Origin of the sequence: Candidatus Microthrix subdominans, from assembly GCA_016719385.1 — a bacterium.
Taxonomy (GTDB): Bacteria; Actinomycetota; Acidimicrobiia; order Acidimicrobiales; family Microtrichaceae; genus Microthrix; species Microthrix subdominans.
On the sequence record JADJZA010000001.1, the window covers coordinates 673,798 to 692,461 of the forward strand.

An 18,664-nucleotide genomic window follows, 5' to 3' on the forward strand; every position below is an offset into this window, starting at 1 on the left:
TTGGTTGGATCGAACCGCGACGCGAGTGTGAACGGTGACATGGAACTGGAGAGACAGCGCCGTGAGCGCTGTGGCGTGACGCGAGCTGTGGCGGGAGTGTGAACAGATGAAGTACGTGGTGTGTGTTCCCGACGGCTGTAGCGATCACCCGGTGCCCGAACTGGGCGGTCTGACCCCGCTCGAGGCTGCGCACACCCCTACCCTCGACCGCCTCGCCGCCCGGGGCACGGTGGGGCAGGCGGCGGTGATCCCCGAGGGCATGGCGCCGGGCAGCGACGTCGGCAACATGTCGCTGTTGGGCTACGACCCGCGCCAGTTTCACACCGGACGCGCGCCGATCGAGGCCGCTGCGCTGGGCATGGTGCTGCCCGAGGGACAGATCGCGTTCCGCGCCAACCTGGTCGTGTTGAACGACGACGCCACCGAGATGGTCGACTTCGCCGGCGGTCACCCAGACTCCGAGATCGCGGCGGCGGCGATGGCCGCCCTCGACGAGCGCCTCGGCGGGCCGGTGCCCGACACCGATGGCCACCTCGGCTTCACGCCCGGCGTGCAGTACCGCCACATCATGGTCGCCCCCGACGACTGGTTGGACGCCGAGTGCATCCCGCCCCACGACCTGTCCGGTAAGGCGCTGCAGTGGCCGACCGGTCCGGGAGCCGACGAGCTTCGACGAATCATGGACACCTCGGCCGAGGTGCTGGCCGAGTTTCCCGAACTGGCTGCGACCCATGTGTGGCTGTGGGGTCAGGGCACCCAGCCCGCCCTCGACGACTTCGCCGGCCGGTGGGGGGTCTCGGCGGGCATGGTGACCGCCGTCGACCTCGTGCGCGGCCTGGGTGTGCTGTCGGGCATGGAGGTCGTCGAGGTCGAGGGGGCCACCGGCTGGTACGACACCGACTACGAGGCGAAGCGCGATGCGGCACTGGCAGGGCTCGAGGCCGGCAAGGACCTGTTCGTCATCCATGTCGAGGCGACCGACGAGGCCGGGCACGCCGGCGATGTCGCCGCCAAGGTCGAGGCGCTCGAGAACTGGGACCGTCGGATCCTCACCGACCTGGTCGAGCGTCTCGACGCTCTCGGGCCGTGGCGCATGTTGCTGTTGCCCGACCATCCGACGCCGGTGGCGCTGAAGACCCACACGACCGAGCCGGTGCCGTACCTGCTGGTCGACTCGGCCCAGGACGGCGCCGGGGGTACCTACAGCGAGCCCGGCGTGGCCGACGAGCCCGTGCTCGCCGGCCATCGACTGATGGCCGAGCTGCTGCAGCGCGAGCCGCAGCCCGTCGATCCGGCCGGGGCCTCGGCGACCGCTTCGGTGGCGCCGTGAGCGACCCCGAGGAGCACGCCGGCGGGGGGATGGACGACCTGTCCGACCTGTCGACCGACGAGTCGCGAGCCAGGTCGTTCGACGAGGGGGCATTTGCGGACGGCCCGCTCGATGATGAGCCCTTCGACGACGACTGGATGCCGACCTTCGACGACGAGGCCGACAGCCACGAGGCGCCGGCGCTGCCCAGCCGAGCCCGGAAGGGTGCGGTGTCGGCGGCGTTTCTCAACGCCGGGATGGCCCTTGAGGAAATCGTCTACGGCCGTGAGCGCACTCGGCCGCCGGTGGTGCAGGAGGCCCGCGAGGGCGACGACGACGGCCCGATCCGGGTCTACCTCGACCCGGAGGAGCCCAAGAACTCGTGGGTGTCGCTGCACCCCGAGGCGGATGACCAGGCCCCGGAGCCCGACGACGCCTGAACCGTCGGCAGGCTTGTGATCGCAGTGGGGGTGCTCGCTACGATGGTTGCACCGAGCCGAAGATGAGCGACGACCGCTTCCTTGGAAGAGGCTGGTGACTTCACCGTGGCGTCCGCTTCCATCATCGGCCAGATTCACCCGAAAACGACGCCCGGCGAGGGCGAACGTTGTGTCGAATCGCCCTGAGTGGCTCGACGCCCGATGAAGAGGATCCCCCACATGGCGGACGATTCGATCGACCTGGAACGCTCCAAGTTGGAAGGCAAGGACCGCGCCCAGCTGGTCACGATCGCCACGGCGCTCGGCACCAAGCCGCCCGCTCGGGCCAAGAAGGCCGACATCGTCGACCTGATCCTGCGGCTGGCCGGTGTCGACGAGGCCCCACCGGTCGAGGCCGACCCGACGAAGGACGACGCCTCCGACGACGGCGCTCCGTCGAAGGCACCCGCTTCGACGGCGGCAGCTTCCAGCGACGAGGCGAGCGCCGACGAGGACGACCGCTCCCAAGCGGGCCAGGCCGCCGGCGGACGAGGCAACGACCGATCGGGCGGCAACGCATCACAGCGGCGGGGCGCCCGGGCACCGGCCGGTGGTCGGCCCAACGCCGAGGATCAGGCCAACGGCGACAGCCGGACCAAGGGCGAGCAGCCCAAGGTCGAGCAGCCCAAGGTCGATCAGGGCAGGGACGACCAGCCCAGGGACGGTCAGGGCAGGGTCGAGCAGGGGAACGGCGCCGACGACGTCAACGGTAACCGGGCCGATGGCGGGGCACCCCAGGCCGAGGACGACGAGGACGACGACGGCAACCGCCGCCGTCGCGGGCGCCGGCGTGGCCGCAACCGCGACGAGGACGACGCCCAGTGGGAGGGTGAGCCGGTCGAGGTGGCCGGGTTCCTCGACCTGCGCGACGAGGGCTACGGCTTTCTGCGGGTCAAGGGCTACCTGCCCTCCCGGGAGGACGTCTACATCTCGGCCAAGATGGTCCGCCAGAACGGCCTTCGCAAGGGCGACCACGTCACCGGCGCCTACCGTCCGGCCGGCGGGCGAGAGAAAAACCCGGCGTTGTTGCGGGTCGACAAGGTGATGGACCTCGACCCGGAGCAGGCCCGTCAGCGGCCGCGCTTTGACGACCTCACCCCGGTGTACCCCCACCAGCGGGTGGACCTCACGCTGGGCGACGACTCCGACGACGCCACCGCGCGGGCGATCGATCTGCTGGCCCCGATCGGCCTGGGGCAGCGGGGGCTGATCGTGGCACCGCCCCGTTCGGGGGCAACCACCGTGCTGGCCAGCCTGGCGCGGGCGATCGAAGCGGCCACCCCCGACGCCCACGTGATGATGCTGCTCATCGACGAGCGGCCCGAGGAGATCACCGGTCTCGGCGAGCTGACCCGGGGCGAGGTGATCGCCTCCAGCTTCGAGCGACCGCCCGAGGAGCACACCCACGTGGTGGAGCTGACGCTCGAGCGAGCCAAGCGGCTCGTCGAGCTGGGTAATGACGTCGTGATCCTGCTCGACGGGATCACGCGCCTGGTGCGGGCCTACTCGGCGGTCGGCCAACCCAGCGGGCGCACGCTGCCCGGCGGCATCGACTCGGCCGCCCTCTTTCCCCCCAAGCGTTTTCTCGGTGCGGCCCGCAGCCTGAACGAGCCGGGCTCGCTGACCATCCTGGCCACCCTCCGTTCGGACGCGGCGACCGCCGCCGACGACCTGGTGTGGGCCGAGTTCGCCGGCACCGCCAACATGGAGGTCCACCTCAACCGGCGGGCCGCCGACTGGCAGGTCTTCCCCGCCCTCGAGGTGGAGGAGACCGCCACCCGCCACCTGGCGGAGCTGGTCGAGGAGTCGACCGCCGAGCAGGTGCGGGCCCTTCGCCGTCACCTGACCGCGCTCAACGAGAGCGGTTCGCCGCTCGCCGGGCTGGAGTGGCTGGTCGAGGCGATCGAGGCCACCCCCGACAACGCGGCGCTGCTCGCAGCGGTGCCCCGATGAGCGGGCGCACCGGCCGCTGAGTCGCAAAGGGCGGCCCGGCCCGCTAGCGTCGCTGAGCGCTGTTGGGCTTCCGGGCGATCGTTTGCCCGCCCACAGGTTTGCCCACCCACAGCACCCTTCAACCCTTCAGGACATCGCTATGCGCCCAGACATTCACCCCGAGTACCGCCAGGTCGTGTTCCACGACAACTCCTCGGGCGAGCGTTGGATCACCCAGTCGACGATTGCGACCACCGAGACGGTGACGTTCTCCGACGGGAAGGACTACCCGTTGGCGAAGGTGGAGATCTCCTCGTACTCCCATCCCTTCTTCACCGGCCAGATGAAGATCGTCGACACCGCCGGTCGCGTCGAGCGCTTCGAGCGTCGCTACGGCCGCCGCGCCCGCTCCGGCGATGCAGCCGGTGCCGAGGACTCCAAGTCGTAGGCACCTCCTCCGGGCAGGTGTCGGGCGACCGCCTGGGCGCACTGCGCGCCGCCAAGCTGCGGGCCATTGCCGGGGCACACCTCGGCCTGACGGTCGACGTCGACCAAGGCGAGGGCCTGGCCGACGGCGCGGCCCTGGCGAGCGCTGATCGGGTGGCCGTGCTGATCGGCCGGCCCAGCCGCCGCAGCCTGGGCCCTGCGTTGTCCTGGGCGGCCAAGCGCTTCGACGGCGCTGACAACGCCCAGGCATTGGCCCGTGTGGACCTGGTGCTCGACCCGACCGTGCCGGTCGACGAACACCCGGTCGACCACGATCCGGGTCTCGCCGGGTCGTCCCCCGCGGCCGACGACCGCTTCGGTCTGGACGGGGGCGACGCCCGCACCATCGGGGCCCAACTGGCGCGGATCGGTGGGCTGTTTCGACCCGACGTGCGGGTGTGGGTCGTCGAGGGCACCGATGTCGTCGAGGTGACCGCCGCACCGGCGCCGGACGTCCCCGCCGCGCCCGGGGTCGAGGCCGACGAGCTTGTCGAACTGTTGCGCGACGTGGGGCTGGAGCCCTGTGCCGAGCCGGGCATGATCCTCGGCGAGGTGGCCGGGCTCGAGGTGGCCCGCATCACCGTGACCGACGGCGTGCCCAGCCTGGCGATCGGCGTTGGCCGCTTCGACCAGGAGCTCTCCGCGGTCGCCCAGTCCGACCTGTCCCGTCGCGACGCCCTGGAGCGGGCGGCCGACCTGGTGCGGTTGGCCCGCACGATGGGCAACACTGCCCACGCCAACGCCACCCACCCGATGGCCCGGCTGGCTCGCGAACGCTGGCTTCGCACCTCCCTGATCGCCGATCCCGGTGTGATCGGCGCAGCCGAGCTGGCGGCCCTTCCCGGCCTGTGGGTGCGCCGCGGCCTGAGGGCTTCGGCCCCGGCGGCGGCCGTCGGGAACGACGTCGACGGCCGGGCGTTGATCGTCGTGTGCTCGACCGGTGTCGACACCGACCTGGTGCCCGCAGCGCTCGAGCTGGCCGCCCAGACCGACGCGTCGGCGCGTCTGGTGCTGGCCCTGCCACCGAACGACATCGTGCCCAGCACGCGCCGGGTGGCGGCGCTGGCGCTCACCGAACCCGAGATCGTGGCGGTCGTGCCGCCGTGGGAGCCCGTCGCCGGGCACCGGTAACCTGTTCGGGTGTCACAGCTCAGCAGCGCCCGCCTCGATGCCCTGACGCGCGAGTACGGCGACGTGGGCATGCGCCTGGCCGATCCGGCGGTGTACGACGATCGGGAGCGCCAGATCTCGCTGGCCAAGCGCCACTCCGAGCTGGAGCCGATCGTCGCCTCGATCGACGCCTGGCGGGAGGCCGAGGGTGAGCTGGCCGCTGCGAGGGAGCTGATCGCCGAGGGCGGCGGCGACCCGGAGCTGGCCGAGATGGCCCGGGACGCCGAGGCGGCGGTGACGGTGGCGGAGGAGGACCTGCGGGCACAGCTGATGCCCAAGGATCCCGACGCCGGCCGGCCGGTGCTGCTCGAGGTGCGCGGTGCCGAGGGGGGCGAGGAGGCCAACCTGTTCGCACGGGAGCTGCTCGACATGTACCGAACGTGGGCGGCCGCTCACGGTTGGCGCTTCGAGGTGATCAGCGCCGACGCGTCCGACCTGGGCGGGCTGACCGGCGCGCTGGTGCGCATCAGCGGGCCGGACGCCTGGAGCCGGCTGAAGTTCGAGGCCGGACCGCATCGGGTGCAGCGGGTACCGGTCACCGAGGCCCAAGGCCGCGTGCACACCTCCTCGGCGGTGGTCACCGCGCTGGTCGAGGCCGACGCGGTCGAGGTCAACCTCGACCCCTCCGAGCTGCGGGTGGACACCTACCGGGCGTCGGGCGCCGGCGGCCAGCACGTCAACAAGACCGAGTCGGCGGTGCGCATCACCCACGAGCCGACCGGGCTGGTCGTCGCCATGCAGGACGAGAAGAGCCAGACCCAGAACCGCGAGCGGGCCATGGTGGTGCTGCGCAGCCGGCTGTTGGCGCTGCGCCGGGCCGAACAGGACGCGGAGACCGCCGGCGCCAAGCGGGCCCAGGGCGGCGGCGGCGGGCGCTCGGAGAAGATCCGTACCTACAACTACAAGGACAACCGGGTGACCGACCATCGCATCGGCCTCACCCTGTACTCGCTCGACAAGGTGCTGGCCGGTGAGCTCGACTTGGTGTCCGACCCCCTGTTGTCCGAGGAGCGGGCCCGCCTGCTCACCTCCGAGACGTGACCGACACCGAGCCGCCCAACGCTGGGCCGTCCGACGCTGGGCCGGCGGGGCCGACCATGTCCCTCGCCGAGCTCCGGGCGGAGACCCAGGCCCGCTTGGCCTCGGCCGGCCTCGACAACGCCCGGGTCGAGGCGGTGTGGCTGCTCGAGGAGGCGACCGGGCTTGATCCGGCCGAGCAGGCGCTGGAGGCGGTCCGTCCGGTCACGGTCGGTCAGGTCGGTCGTCTGGATGCGATGGTCGCCCGCCGCGTGGGTGGCGAACCGCTGCAGTACGTGCTGGGGCGTTGGGCCTTCCGCAAGCTCGACCTGGCGACCGACGCCCGGGCGCTGATCCCTCGACCGGAGACCGAAGCGGTGGTCGAGGTGGCGCTGGGTGAGCTGGACCGTGCGATCGACGCGGGACGCCGCACCCCGCTCGCCGTCGACCTGGGCACGGGGACCGGCGCGATTGCGCTGTCGCTGGTCGCTGAGCGGTCGCGCGTGCAGGTGATCGCCACCGAGCGCTCGAGCGACGCCATGGCCCTGGCGCGGGCCAACCTGGCCGGGCTGGGGGCGGGGGCCGAGCGGGTGCGGCTGGCGGAGGGGTCGTGGTGGGAGGCGCTCGATCCGACGCTCGAGGGCTCGGTCGACCTGGTCGTGTCCAACCCGCCCTACGTGCCCGACGACGCGCCCCTGCCACCGACGGTTGCGGACTGGGAGCCGACAGCGGCACTGCGCGCCGGGACGGACGGGTTGGACGACCTGCGGGTGATCATCGCCGGTGCGGCGCGCTGGCTGCGCCCGGGCGGCGCGCTCGTCGTCGAGATCGGCGACGACCAGGGTGTTGCAGCCGCCGCGCTGGCGCAGGAGGTGGGCCTGGGCGACGTGGCCGTCCACCCCGATCTCGCCGGGCGTGACCGCACCCTGGCCGCCCGCCGGGCGATGTCGACCACATGAGCGTGGTGGCCCGGGTGATCAGCGTGGTCGCCGATCCGTCGGGTGGCGACGATATCGATCTCGAGGCGGCGGTGGCGCTCGTCGCCGAGGTGCTCGTCGCCGGCGGAACGGTGCTGATCCCGACCGACACGGTGTACGGGCTGGCGGTGCTCGCCTCCGGCATCGGCGGCGTCGAGGCGCTGTCCCGCATCAAGGGGCGGGACCCCGACAAGCCGGTGGCGGTGCTCGTCGCCTCCCCGGCCCAGGGGCTGGAGCTGTTCGACCGGCCCGGCGAGGCGTTGACCCGCCTGGCGTCGGCCTTGTGGCCCGGGCCGCTCACCCTGGTGGCGCCCGCAGCCACCGGCGCTCCGGCGCCGGTGGTGAGCGCCTCGGGCACGATCGGTGTCCGGTGCCCGGATCACGAGCTGGTGCGCCGTGTGGCCGAGGCGGTGGGCCCGCTGGCGGTCACGTCGGCAAACCCGGCCGGCGGGGAGCCGCTGGTGCGCCTCGGGCCCCTGTCGGCGCTGATCGAGGCGTGGGCTGCGCTGAGCGAGGCGTCGCTGGTCGTTGACGGGGGGCCGCTTCCCGGCACGGCCTCGACGGTGGTCGAGGTGCCGGCGGCGGCCGGTGGCTGGTCGCATGGGTTGCGCGTGCTGCGCAACGGCCCGATCAGTGCTGCGGCAATCGGTGACCTGTGGCGGGGAAGCGTGAAGTAGCCTCCAGGCTGATTCCGGGAGGGGAACATGAGTTTTTGGAAGAAGCCCGCCGAAAGCGCCGACTACCTGTCGAGCGTCGCGTTCTTTGAAGGGTTCACCTCCGATGAGCTGGCGAGGGTGGCCAGCCTGTCCGGCGAGCTCACCGTCGGGTCGGGTGCGGTCGTCATCGATCAGGGCGATACCGGCGTCGACTGCTACGTGATCGTCGAGGGGACGGCGTCGGTGCGGGTACGCGACGAGGAGGTTGCCGTGCTGTCCGCCGGCGACATGGTGGGGGAGATGGCGCTGATCGATCACCGTCCTCGCACGGCGTCGGTCGTCGCCACCAGCGACATGCGTTTGCTGCGGTTCAACTCCCGGCAGTTTCGACAGCTGCTGACCGAGATGCCCAAGGCCGAGGAGCGCGTGATGATGACGCTGACCGAGCGTCTTCGCACCGACGACGGGTAAGAGCGCCACGAGGCGTTAGTTGAGGGATTGACCGAAAGCCTCAAATTTGTCTAGTATGGGGGTATGTCCTCCACCCGTGCAGCCAACACCCATGGACTAGGCCGGTCGAGCGCGGAACCCCGGCGGGTGCCCACCCGGCGCGTCTCCTTCGACGAGGCACTCCAGGAGGTTCCCCGCTACTTCGCCCAGGACGGCGACCTGATCTCGGGGCACCTCATCGCCGCACTGTCGTCGGTGTTTCCCGAGGGCGAGGACTTCTTCGTCCGTTCGGTGCGCGACGTCCGCTCCCAGCTGGAGGATCCCGAACTCAAGCGTCAGGTGGCCGGCTTCATCGGTCAGGAATCGATCCACGGGCGCGAGCACCGGGCGTTCAACGAACGCCTGGCCGAGCTGGGCTACCCGACCCGGATCTTCGACCGCATCACCAAGCGCGGGCTCGCCACCCGCTACAAGGTGGCCTCGGCCAAGTCGAACCTGGCGGGCACCGCTGCGCTGGAGCACTTCACCGCAACGCTCGCCGAGCATGTGTTGACCTGTGAGGAGACCCGCCAACAGATGGGTCACCCGGTGGTGCGCGAGCTGTTCGAATGGCATGCGTTGGAGGAGTCCGAGCACAAGGCGGTGGCCTTCGACGTCTATCGGGCGGTCGGCGGCACCGAACGCATGCGCATCTGGACGATGAAGGCCGCCAGGTTCAGCTTCGTTCTGTTCATGGGGCTCGCCGTGCTCGGCTCGGTGGCGGGCGACAAACGCACCTACCGGCCCGGTGAGCTGCGGGCCAGTTGGAAGCGGGTGAGGTCCTCGCCCATCCTCAACCGGGCGCTGTGGGACCAACTGCGGGAGTACGACCGGCGCGGGTTCCACCCGAACGACCGTGACACCGACAAGTTGGTCGAGCGGTGGCGCATCGAGCTTTTCGGCGACGAGGGCAGCCTCAACTCCAAGCTGGCCGGAGCCGCCTGAGCGCTGCATCAAGGTTTCGGGCGTGTCCCAGCGGGTACGAGCCCCCGACACCCCACCCACACGGAGGACACATGTTCCAGCGCACCCCTGACAACGATCGCCCAACCCGGTCCCGCTCCCGTCGCATGGCAGCGGGGGCCTCGCTGGTGGCGGTCGTCGCTCTGCTGGGTGCGTCGTGCGGCAACGCCTCCGACGAGAAGGCCGATACCGACAACACCGAATCGACCACCAGGGCCTCGGGTGTCGACGGATTCGAGTTCACCTCGCCCGACGGCGACTACGCAGTGACGTTCCCCTCCGAGCCGACCGCCCAGCCCACCCCCGTTCAGCTTCCGGGCGGTCAGACGATCGAGGTGCCGCTGCAGGTCGCCTCCGCTGCAACCAGCGAGTACACCGCTGCAGCGATCACCTACCCCGCTGACGCGCCGGTGAACGACGACGCCGATCAGGTACTCGACGGTGCGGTCGACGGTGCGGTCGCCAACGTGCAGGGCGCCGAACTCGGCGAGAGCGAGGACATCGAGGTCGACGGCCGGCCGGGCCGCCGCTTCGACTTCTCGATCACCCAGGGCGGGGCCGAGGGGCGTGGGGAAGCCATCTTTGTCGTCGACGGCCAGGTGTTGTACCAGGCGATCGCCGTCGGCGAGGTCGACGACGCCGACGCCCATGCCGACTTCCTCGACTCGTTCGAGATCCTCTGACGCGCCCCGCTCAGGAGGCGAGGCGCAGCCGCCCATCATCGACGTGGACGATGCGGCCGACCCCCTCGGCGGCGATCAGCTCGGCCATCGTGTCGGCATCGTCGCTGAGCGCCCAGGCCCTCGCCCCGTCGTTGAGGCGAACGGCGGCGTGGGCCCGCTCGGGCCGGTTCGTGCGGTCGTGCATCACGGTGTAGGCCTCGATCGTCGCCGTTCCGCCCGGCGTCAACTCCACCGGGACGGCGATGTCGGCAGCGTCGACCTCGGCCTGGGGTGACTCCCAGCGAAAGCCGTGTGGCGGAGGCTCGGATCCGAGCACGCAGAAGCTGTGCTTGTGGACGATGCCACCGTTGGCGCTTACCAGCGCCGTGCCCCTGCCGTGTTCCCGGAGGGCGTCGACCGTCGCTGCCAGCGCGTGGGTCACCGGGTTGTTCCACGGCCCACCGGCGAAGCACAGACCGCCCCAGGTGGTCAGCGAGCGGTCGGTGGCGATGCCCAGCTCGGCGGCGGCCAGCTGCACCGCCGACGGAAAACAGGAGTACAGGTCGACGAAGTCGAGTTCGTCGACCGCCACGCCGGCCAGGTCGAGGGCCCTGCCCCCGGCGATCCTCATGGCGGGTGAGCCGGTGAACGAGGAGCGCTCGGAGGCCAGCCGATCGACGGCGTCGGTTCCGGCGTGGATGAACACCCAACGGTCGGTGGGGATCCCGGCGGCGGCGGCCGCCGCCGCGGAGGCGACGACGACCGAGGCGCCCATGTCGACCTGTGAGTTGGAGACGAGGTGCTTGGTATAGGGCCACCCCACCCAGCGGTTGCCCGGGCCGGGGGTGACGATCTCGGCCGGGCTGTAGGCGGTGCGATCCCAGGCGTTGGGGTTGCCGGCCGCCACGGCGGCGTAACCGGCCCAGAGCCGCCCGATGTGAGCCTGGTGGTCGGCGATGCTGCGGCCGGCGGCGGCGCGCAGCGCGGTCTCGAACAGTGGGTACATCTGGGTGGGCAGGTACAGGGCGTGGGCCACTTCGGCCGGGTGGGCCATCTCCATCTCGACCGGGCCGACGACCTCGTCGGGCGCCAGGTCGCCCGGCTGGGTGCCCCAGTCGGGTTGAACACCCGCCCGCCGATGCTCCACGCGGGCCCGGCCGGCCTCACCCCCGGTGACGGCAGCCAGGTCGAGGTGCCCGGCTGCGATTGCGCGGGCGGCGGCGCCGAGCAGATAGTTGGGGGAGTGGCCCCCCATCGCGCAGGTGGCGGTGGTCGCCGAGCGGGCGCCGAGGGCGTCGGCGACCGGCCGGGCGGCATCGGCGTACCGCCAGGTGAGGGCGGGCACGGCGGCCAGCCACGCGATCGAAGCGCCCAGCGAGCCCGGTGAATCGGCGCCGGTGTCCGCCAGCGCGGTGCGCAGCGACTCGGTCATCAGCTGCACCGGCGACAGCTCCGGCGCGCCCTCGTCGGTGCGTTGCACGTGCTGGCCGACGCCGACGAGCACCGGGGTGTGGGGGTCGATCCCGGGCGGGACGGGGAACGCTGCCATCGCCGTAGCGTGTCGCAGCGCCGCCGCCGGGCACAACCGGGGTGGTCACCGCCCGTGCTGCTGCGCTCGCCCCAGGCCCGGTTGTGCCCGTACGATGCAGCCATGCGTATTGCCGTTGGCGCCGATCACGCCGGGTTCGAACTGAAGCAAGGCCTCGCCGAGCTGCTGCGTGGCCTCGGCCACGAGGTGAACGACGTCGGGACCCACTCCGAGGAGCGTTGCGACTACCCGGACTTCGGGGCGGCGATCGGCAGGGCCGTCACGTCCGGGCAATCCGAACTGGGCGTCGGCGTGTGCGGCTCGGGCATCGGCATCGCCATCGCGGCCAACAAGGTCGCCGGCGTTCGTGCGGCCACGGTGCACGACGTCACCTCGGCCCGTCTGGCCCGTGAGCACAACGACGCCAACGTGTTCTGCATCGGCTCCCGCCTGGTCGGTCACCAGGTGGCCGTCGAGGCCCTGGAGGCGTTTCTGACCGCCGAGTTTCAGGGCGGACGACACAGCGCCCGGGTGGCCAAGCTCGACGAGCTGCCCGGCTGACGCCGCGCCCAGTTTCGAACCATTCGTACATTTCAAACAAGGAGCACCACGACGTGGGATGGCCCTCAAGCCCAGATACCGAGATCGAGCAGCTGCTGGCCGCCGAGCTCGATCGCCAGCAGACCGGCCTGCAGCTGATCGCATCGGAGAACTTTGCGTCGCCGGCTGTGATGGCGGCCACCGGCACGGTGCTGACCAACAAGTACTCCGAGGGTTACCCGAAGAAGCGCTATTACGGCGGTAACGCGATCGTCGACGACATCGAGGACCTGGCTCGCGACCGGGTGTGCGCGCTCTTCGGCGCCGAGCACGCCAACGTGCAGCCCCACTCGGGTGCCAACGCCAACGTGGCGGTGTACCTGGCGATGCTCCAGGCGGGTGACACCGTGCTGGGCATGAGCCTGGACCACGGCGGCCACCTCACCCACGGCAGCCCGGTCAACATCTCCGGGTTGTTCTACAACTTCGTCGGGTACGGGTTGACGCCCTCCGACGAGCGCATCGACTACGACGCGGTTCGCGACCTGGCCCTCGAGCACCGGCCCAAGATGATCGTCGCCGGCGCCACCGCCTACCCCCGGCAGATCGATCCTCAGATCTTCCGCGACATCGCCGACGAGGTCGGGGCGCTGTTCATGTTTGACGCTGCCCACATCGCCGGGCTGATCGCTGCGGGCGTCCATCCCAACCCGGTCCCGGTGGCCGACATCGTCACCTTCACCACCCACAAGACGCTGCGGGGGCCCCGAGGCGGCACGATCCTGTGCCGCGAGGAGTACGCCAAGGCGATCGACAAGGCGATCTTCCCCGGCCTTCAGGGTGGGCCGCTCGAGCACGTGATCGCCGCCAAGGCGGTCGCCTTCCGGGAGGCGGCCGACCCCAGCTTTGCCGACTATGGCGCCGCCATCGTCGCCAACGCCGAAGCGCTGGCCGAGGCGCTGGCCAAGCAGGGCTTCCGCCTGGTGTCGGGCGGCACCGACAACCACCTGTTGCTGGTCGACCTGCGCCCCTTCGACGCCGAGCTGACCGGCAAGGTGGCCCAGGCGTCGCTCGACGCGGCGGGCATCACGCTGAACAAGAACACCGTGCCCGACGACCCCCGTTCGCCGTTCGTCACCAGCGGCGTGCGCATCGGCACCCCGGCGGTCACCACCCAGGGGATGGGCACCGACGAGATGCCCGAGATCGCCGAGCTGATCGCCGCCGTGCTGTCGGCGCCCGAGGACGAGGCGGTCCAGGCCGAGGTTGCCGAACGCACCGCCGCGCTGTGTGCCCGCTTTCCCGTGTACCCGGGCCTTATTGGGTGACGCTGGGTCCCCGGGTGAGACGCGTCGGGGTGAGCTGAGTGCTCGCCTACCTGGTCGTGCTGGCGGTCGCCTTCGGGGTGACCGCCGCCACCGTGCCCCTCGTGCGACGGTTCTGCCTGCGGGTGGGGCTGGTGTACGAGCCCAACGAGCGGACGGTGCACACCGCCCCGATGCCGGCCCTCGGCGGGCTGGCGATGTTCATCGGTTTTGCGGTGGCGCTCGGCGTGTCCACGCTGCTCGGCCGCTTCGAGTCGACGCTGTCGGGCACCGAGATGGCCGGTGCCGCACTGTGCTGCGCCGTCGCCTTCGCCACCGGGCTGACCGACGACGTCCGCACGCTGTCGGCGCCCGCCAAGGTGGCCGGGCTGGTGCTGGCCGGGTCGGTGCTGTCGCTGTCGGGCCTGAGCCTGCTGTTCTTCCGGGTGCCGTTTTTCGATCTGCTGGTGCTGTCGCCTGACCTGTCCGCGCTGCTGACCGTCGTCTGGGTCGTCGGCATGGCCAACGCGATCAACCTGATCGACGGGCTGGACGGGCTGGCCGCCGGCATCACCGCCATCGCCGCTGCGGCGTTCCTCGCCTATTCGTTCGCACTGTCACGCAACGGCGTGCTCGACCCGGGCAACGTCGGCCCGCTGATCGCCGTGATCGTGCTCGGTGTGTGCCTTGGGTTTCTGCCCTACAACGTGCATCCGGCCAGGATCATCATGGGTGACGGCGGGGCGCTGTTCCTCGGTGCGGCGATGGCCACGGCCACGATCTCGGTCGGCGGCAACTCCGACGACCCGTTCTCCGGCCAGGCCTGGTTCTTCTTCGCCCCGTTGCTCGTGCCGCTGTTCATCCTCGGCGTGCCGATCATCGACACCGTGTTCTCGATCGTGCGCCGGACCGTGGGCCGGAGCGGGGTGTCGGTCGCCGACCGCAAGCACCTCCATCACCGCCTGGTCGACCTGGGCCATGGGCACCGCCGGGCCGTGTTCATCCTGTGGGGATGGACCGCCTTGCTGTCCGGTTTTGTGCTCATCCCGGTGTTCACGGGTCGGGGCGATGCGATCGTGCCGATCGGCGTGGCCGCCCTGCTGCTGGCGCTGTTCAGCGTGCTGGGGCCATCGGCCTCGCTGCGTTGGGAACGGCGCCGCAACGGCCCGCAAGTTCCCGCCGAGCCGGCGATTCAGTCGCCATCGGGGGACGCAACGGTCGACGACGCCCACCATGTCGACGCCGGGCGACCGGACGACGCGCTGGCGCCCTGGTTCACTGTGGCGGTTGGCTCACCGTGGCGAAACAGCCAGGCCATGGTGCAGCGCATGGCCGACGGCGTCGTCGACCTCCTCGTAGGCGGCGACGCTCGCCCGGGTGATCGCCACGTTGTAGAAGCCGTGGATCAGCTCGTCGAAGCACCGCGACATGACCGGCACCCCGGCGTCGGCGAGACGGGCGGCGTAGGCCTGGCCCTCGTCGCGCAGCGGATCGAACCCGGCGGTGAACACCAACGCCGGCGCCACCCCCGCCAGGTCGGCGTACAGCGGCGAGGCGGCCGGATCCCGCCAGCGCCCGGAATCGGCCAGGTAGGTCCCCCGAAACCACTCCATGGACTCCCTGGTCAGGAGGAACCCGTCGGCGAACGTGTCGATCGAGTTCAGCGACATCGTGAAGTCGGTGGCCGGGTAGATGAGCGCCTGCAGTGCCGGCGCCCGCAGGCCCTGGTCGCGGGCGGCGAGGGCGACCAGCGCCGCCAGGTTGCCGCCCGCCGAGTCGCCCATCAGGGCGATCGCTCCGGCGTCGACACCCAGTTCGACCGCGTGCTCGGACAGCCATGCGTAGGCGGCCAGGCAGTCCTCGACGGCGGCGGGGTAGGGGGCCTCTGGGGCCAGGCGGTAGTCGACCGACATGACGACGGCGCCCGAGCGGGCGGCGAGCACCCGGCAGGGTCCGTCATGGGTGTCGAGGTCGCCGATCACCCACCCGCCGCCGTGGAAGAAACAGATCGCCGGTGGGCTCGGCTCGAGGTTGGCGTCGCGGTAGAACCGCACCCGCAGCGGTCCCGCCGGACCGGGCAGGTCACGCTCCCAGGAGTGCACGCTCTTCGGTCCTCGCGGCCCGAGGATCGCCGCCCGAACCATGTCGGCCCGCGCGGATTCGACGTCGCGGTTGTCCAGCGGGGAAACCCGGTCGGACAGCTTCAGCATCGCCTGCACCTCGGGGTCGAGGCGCCGGCCGTCTCGGACGATCTCGTCGCTGCGCCCGGAGATGGCGCCGAGCAGCGAGCGGGCGATCGATGCGACGGGGTGCAGACGTGAGGTGGAGCGCATCGATCCAGTCTTGCCCACCGGCGGGGAGTTGTCGTCAGCTCTGCAGGCTCGGGTGGCTGCCGGCCAGGGCGGCGGCGATGGTGCGGTTGACCTCATCGGCGGCCATCAGCGTGGCCCGGGTGATACCGATGTTGTAAAAGCCGTGGATGAGGTCGTCGAAGCACCGGTCGACGACGGGCACGCCGGCCTGCGCCATCAGGGCGGCGTAGGCGCGGCCCTCGTCGCGCAGCGGGTCGAACCCGGCGGTGAACACGAGGGCGGGGGCGACGCCGGTCGGGTCGGCAAACAGGGGGGAGACCGCCGGGTCGCGCCAGGCGCCGGAGTCGGGCAGGTAGAGGTTGCGGAACCAGCGGATCGACTCGCTGGTGAGCATGAACCCCTCGGAAAAGGTGTCGATCGACGGCTGGCCCATGGTGAAGTCGCAGCCGGGATAGATGAGCACCTGCAGTGCCGGTGCCCGCAGGCCCTGGTCGCGGGCGGCCAACGCCACCAGCGCCGCCAGGTTGCCGCCGGCCGAGTCGCCCATGACCGCCAGCCGGTCGGCGTCCACGCCCAGCTCGCCCGCATGCTTCGTCAACCAGGCGTAGGCGGCCACGCAGTCCTCGACAGCGGCGGGGTAGGGCGCCTCGGGCGCCAGCCGATAGTCGACCGCCATCACGACGGCGCCGGTCCGCTGCGCCAGCACCCGGCAGGGTGGATCGTGGCTGTCGAGGTCGCCGACCACCCAGCCACCGCCGTGAAAGAAGCAGATGGCCGGTGCGCCGGGCTCGGTGTCGGCGTCACGATAGAACCGCACCCTCACCCGCACGTCGCCGGCGGGGCCCGGGATGTCCCGCTCCCAGGTGTGCACGCCGGGTGGCACGGGCGGGCCAACCATCACCGAGCGGCGGATGTCGATGCGCGCCCGGGCGACGTCCCGATCGTTGGTGGGGGCCACCTGCTTGGCCACGGCCAGCACCGCCCGCATCTCGGGGGCGAGGCGGCGGCCGTCGCGGACGATCTCGTCGCCCCGACGGGCGAGCAGGCCGATGAGCACCCGTGCGGCGCGTCCGACCGGATGCAGACGTGGGGTGGCGGTCACACCAACGGCGAGGTGTGCGTGTCGGCGCCGGCGCGCAGCAGGGTGCCGCTGCGCGCCCCGGTGTCGGCGTTGTCGACGACGGTCGACTCGCCGTTGACCCAGACCTCGACGATCCCCTCAGCGTCGGCGAAGAGCCGCTCGGTGTCGCCGGGCAGGTCCGAACGCATCGTGATCGGGCCCGAATCGACCGTGGCCGGGTCGAACAGCACCAGGTCGGCGTGGTTGCCCACCTCGATCGTGCCCCGGTCGGTCAGCCCGAACAGGCGGGCGGGCACCTGGGTCATCATCTGCACCGCCCGTTCCACGCTGACCAGGCGCTTGCCGCGCAACGTGTCGCCCAGGAACTTGGTCGGGTAATTGGAGCCGAGCATGCGGTCGAGGTGGGCCCCGGCGTCCGAGCCGCCCAGCATGGCGCCGTCGCCGTCCCACACCTGGCGGCGCAGCTCCCAGGAGGCGTCGTCGTCGTCGGTGGGCAGCGGCCACAGGATCGTCTGGAAGTCGTCGGCCAACACGATGTCGACCAGCGTGTCGAAGGGATCCTGGCCCCGTTCGGCGGCGATGTCCTCGACCACACGGCCCTTCAGGCCCTCGTTGGCCTCCGAGAAGGTGTCGCCGATCTCGAAGCGGGCGAAGGTGGTCAGCCGGGACAGCGCCCCGGTCTCGGAGGCGGCCAGCTCGGCGAGCAGGTGGCGAACCCCGCTCTGGGCCAGGTACTCCTTCTTCTGATCGAGGGGCAGGCCCATGATGTGCTTCCAGCCCGGCAACAGCCACAGGCCGCAGTGGGTGCCAAAGCTCTGGGTCATGCCGGGCAGGGTGGGCATGGTGAGTGCGACGACGGCATGGCCCTCCTCGGCGGCGCGAGCGCCGACCTCCAGCTGGTGCAGGTACTCGTCGGGCTTGCGGGAGTCGACGGTGAGCACGTTCCAGTTGAGGGGCCGCTTGCCCACCCGGGCCATCTCGAGGATGTAGTCCTCCTCCTCCTCGGTGTAGCCGTTGAGACAGCCGTCCATGACGAACTCGAGCGAGGTGCCCTCGTACTCCGAGACGACGGCGGTCAGCGTGAGCACCTCGTCGCGGTTGGCGAAGCGCGACGTCACCGGCACGCCGTCGCCGTCGGAGTGGGTGAAGGACAGCGACGTGGAGAAGCCCATCCCGCCGGCCTCGATCGAGCTGCGCAGCAGCTGGGCCATCGCCTCGATCTCCTCGGCTGTGGCCTCGCGCTGGCCATCGGCGCCGACGACGTACCGGCGCAGCGCCGAGTGGCCGACCAGAAACCCGGCGTTGATCGCCATGGCACCGTCGAGGCGGTCGAGGAAATCGCCGAAGCTCTCCCATCCCCAGTCGAGGCCCAGCTCGAGGGCCTCGAGGGGCATGCCCTCCACCTTGGCCATCATGCGAGCCACATAATCGCCGTCGCCGGGCTGCAGCGGGGCAAGGGTGAAGCCGCAGTTGCCGCCGACGATCGTGGTCACGCCGTGCAGGTTGGACGGCGAGGCGGTGGGATCCCAGTGCAGTTGGGCGTCGTAATGGGTGTGGGGATCGATGAACCCCGGGGCCAGCATCAGCCCGGTGCCGTCCACCTCGCGGTCACCGGCTTCGCCGACCTCACCGATGGCGCTGATGCGCCCGTCGGTCACCGCAACGTCGGCCGTCCGGGGCTCGTCGCCCGTTCCGTCGACGATGAGCGCTCCTCGAATCACCAGGTCTGCCATCAGCCGTTCCTCCGAGATCGAAAATC

17 protein-coding genes and 1 pseudogene are annotated in these 18,664 nt (G+C 71.1%); 14 read left to right on the forward strand and 4 right to left on the reverse strand.

The features are described 5' to 3' along the window. Nucleotides 1–106 precede the first annotated feature (106 nt). The 11 genes from apgM (at nucleotide 107) to IPN02_03235 (ending at nucleotide 10,161) form a co-directional block, all read left to right on the forward strand. Nucleotides 107–1,330: a 2,3-bisphosphoglycerate-independent phosphoglycerate mutase gene (gene apgM, locus IPN02_03185; GenBank protein ID MBK9295877.1), complete on the forward strand. Its 1,224-nt coding sequence runs from the start codon at nucleotides 107–109 to the stop codon at nucleotides 1,328–1,330. Then, nucleotides 1,327–1,749, forward strand: coding sequence for a hypothetical protein (locus IPN02_03190; GenBank protein ID MBK9295878.1), 423 nt, complete (start codon nucleotides 1,327–1,329; stop codon nucleotides 1,747–1,749). Before apgM ends, IPN02_03190 begins: the two co-directional genes overlap by 4 nt. A gap of 219 nt (nucleotides 1,750–1,968) precedes the next feature. Next, nucleotides 1,969–3,741 (forward strand): transcription termination factor Rho, encoded by a 1,773-nt coding sequence (rho, locus tag IPN02_03195; GenBank protein ID MBK9295879.1) that lies wholly within the window; start codon nucleotides 1,969–1,971, stop codon nucleotides 3,739–3,741. A gap of 139 nt (nucleotides 3,742–3,880) precedes the next feature. After that, nucleotides 3,881–4,168 (forward strand): type B 50S ribosomal protein L31, encoded by a 288-nt coding sequence (locus tag IPN02_03200; GenBank protein ID MBK9295880.1) that lies wholly within the window; start codon nucleotides 3,881–3,883, stop codon nucleotides 4,166–4,168. Nucleotides 4,169–4,185: 17 nt separating this feature from the next. Beyond that, a complete protein-coding gene (locus IPN02_03205) occupies nucleotides 4,186–5,337 on the forward strand; it encodes a hypothetical protein (protein MBK9295881.1) in 1,152 nt (383 codons plus the stop codon). Between the two features lie 9 nt (nucleotides 5,338–5,346). Further along, the gene (gene prfA, locus IPN02_03210; GenBank protein ID MBK9295882.1) at nucleotides 5,347–6,417 is read left to right on the forward strand and encodes a peptide chain release factor 1; all 1,071 of its coding nucleotides are present in this window, start codon (nucleotides 5,347–5,349) and stop codon (nucleotides 6,415–6,417) included. Beyond that, entirely contained in the window at nucleotides 6,414–7,352 is a 939-nt protein-coding gene (gene prmC, locus IPN02_03215) for a peptide chain release factor N(5)-glutamine methyltransferase (protein ID MBK9295883.1), read from the forward strand. The genes prfA and prmC overlap by 4 nt, the downstream gene beginning before the upstream one ends. Beyond that, a complete protein-coding gene (locus tag IPN02_03220) occupies nucleotides 7,349–8,047 on the forward strand; it encodes an L-threonylcarbamoyladenylate synthase (protein ID MBK9295884.1) in 699 nt (232 codons plus the stop codon). Before prmC ends, IPN02_03220 begins: the two co-directional genes overlap by 4 nt. Nucleotides 8,048–8,074: 27 nt before the next feature. Next, a complete protein-coding gene (locus IPN02_03225; GenBank protein ID MBK9295885.1) occupies nucleotides 8,075–8,497 on the forward strand; it encodes a cyclic nucleotide-binding domain-containing protein in 423 nt (140 codons plus the stop codon). Nucleotides 8,498–8,560: 63 nt separating this feature from the next. Continuing rightward, on the forward strand, nucleotides 8,561–9,460 hold the full coding sequence (locus tag IPN02_03230) for a metal-dependent hydrolase (protein ID MBK9295886.1): 900 nt from the start codon (nucleotides 8,561–8,563) through the stop codon (nucleotides 9,458–9,460). A gap of 71 nt (nucleotides 9,461–9,531) precedes the next feature. Beyond that, nucleotides 9,532–10,161, forward strand: coding sequence for a hypothetical protein (locus tag IPN02_03235; GenBank protein MBK9295887.1), 630 nt, complete (start codon nucleotides 9,532–9,534; stop codon nucleotides 10,159–10,161). 10 nt (nucleotides 10,162–10,171) lie between these two features. On the opposite strand, the gene IPN02_03240 is transcribed toward IPN02_03235, so the two are convergent. Then, nucleotides 10,172–11,689: a hypothetical protein gene (locus IPN02_03240; protein MBK9295888.1), complete on the reverse strand. Its 1,518-nt coding sequence runs from the start codon at nucleotides 11,687–11,689 to the stop codon at nucleotides 10,172–10,174. Between the two features lie 102 nt (nucleotides 11,690–11,791). Between IPN02_03240 and rpiB the strand changes: the two genes are divergently transcribed. The 3 genes and pseudogenes from rpiB to IPN02_03255 all read left to right on the forward strand — a co-directional run bounded on the left by rpiB (nucleotide 11,792) and on the right by IPN02_03255 (nucleotide 14,672). Beyond that, nucleotides 11,792–12,229 (forward strand): ribose 5-phosphate isomerase B, encoded by a 438-nt coding sequence (gene rpiB / locus IPN02_03245; GenBank protein MBK9295889.1) that lies wholly within the window; start codon nucleotides 11,792–11,794, stop codon nucleotides 12,227–12,229. Nucleotides 12,230–12,282: 53 nt separating this feature from the next. Then, nucleotides 12,283–13,536 (forward strand): serine hydroxymethyltransferase, encoded by a 1,254-nt coding sequence (locus tag IPN02_03250; GenBank protein MBK9295890.1) that lies wholly within the window; start codon nucleotides 12,283–12,285, stop codon nucleotides 13,534–13,536. Nucleotides 13,537–13,574: 38 nt separating this feature from the next. Beyond that, a pseudogene (locus tag IPN02_03255) lies at nucleotides 13,575–14,672 on the forward strand (undecaprenyl/decaprenyl-phosphate alpha-N-acetylglucosaminyl 1-phosphate transferase). A 132-nt stretch (nucleotides 14,673–14,804) separates the two neighbouring features. Here the strand turns inward: IPN02_03255 and IPN02_03260 are convergent. The 3 genes from IPN02_03260 to IPN02_03270 form a co-directional block, all read right to left on the reverse strand. Beyond that, nucleotides 14,805–15,941 (reverse strand): alpha/beta hydrolase, encoded by a 1,137-nt coding sequence (locus IPN02_03260; protein ID MBK9295891.1) that lies wholly within the window; start codon nucleotides 15,939–15,941, stop codon nucleotides 14,805–14,807. Continuing rightward, nucleotides 15,880–16,812, reverse strand: coding sequence for an alpha/beta hydrolase (locus tag IPN02_03265; GenBank protein MBK9295892.1), 933 nt, complete (start codon nucleotides 16,810–16,812; stop codon nucleotides 15,880–15,882). The genes IPN02_03260 and IPN02_03265 overlap by 62 nt, the downstream gene beginning before the upstream one ends. Nucleotides 16,813–16,922: 110 nt before the next feature. Then, nucleotides 16,923–18,638: an amidohydrolase family protein gene (locus tag IPN02_03270; protein MBK9295893.1), complete on the reverse strand. Its 1,716-nt coding sequence runs from the start codon at nucleotides 18,636–18,638 to the stop codon at nucleotides 16,923–16,925. Between the last annotated feature and the right edge of the window lie 26 nt (nucleotides 18,639–18,664).

Bases quoted from the DNA above. Each gene is read 5' to 3' on its own strand.
- apgM (MBK9295877.1), top strand. From the start codon at position 107: ATGAAGTACGTGGTGTGTGTTCCCGACGGCTGTAGCGATCACCCGGTG.
- rho (MBK9295879.1), top strand. From the start codon at position 1,969: ATGGCGGACGATTCGATCGACCTGGAACGCTCCAAGTTGGAAGGCAAG.
- IPN02_03200 (MBK9295880.1), top strand. From the start codon at position 3,881: ATGCGCCCAGACATTCACCCCGAGTACCGCCAGGTCGTGTTCCACGAC.
- IPN02_03220 (MBK9295884.1), top strand. From the start codon at position 7,349: ATGAGCGTGGTGGCCCGGGTGATCAGCGTGGTCGCCGATCCGTCGGGT.
- IPN02_03225 (MBK9295885.1), top strand. From the start codon at position 8,075: ATGAGTTTTTGGAAGAAGCCCGCCGAAAGCGCCGACTACCTGTCGAGC.
- IPN02_03230 (MBK9295886.1), top strand. From the start codon at position 8,561: ATGTCCTCCACCCGTGCAGCCAACACCCATGGACTAGGCCGGTCGAGC.
- IPN02_03235 (MBK9295887.1), top strand. From the start codon at position 9,532: ATGTTCCAGCGCACCCCTGACAACGATCGCCCAACCCGGTCCCGCTCC.
- IPN02_03240 (MBK9295888.1), bottom strand. From the start codon at position 11,689: ATGGCAGCGTTCCCCGTCCCGCCCGGGATCGACCCCCACACCCCGGTG.
- rpiB (MBK9295889.1), top strand. From the start codon at position 11,792: ATGCGTATTGCCGTTGGCGCCGATCACGCCGGGTTCGAACTGAAGCAA.
- IPN02_03260 (MBK9295891.1), bottom strand. From the start codon at position 15,941: ATGAGGTCAACCGCACCATCGCCGCCGCCCTGGCCGGCAGCCACCCGA.
- IPN02_03265 (MBK9295892.1), bottom strand. From the start codon at position 16,812: ATGCGGGCGGTGCTGGCCGTGGCCAAGCAGGTGGCCCCCACCAACGAT.
- IPN02_03270 (MBK9295893.1), bottom strand. From the start codon at position 18,638: ATGGCAGACCTGGTGATTCGAGGAGCGCTCATCGTCGACGGAACGGGC.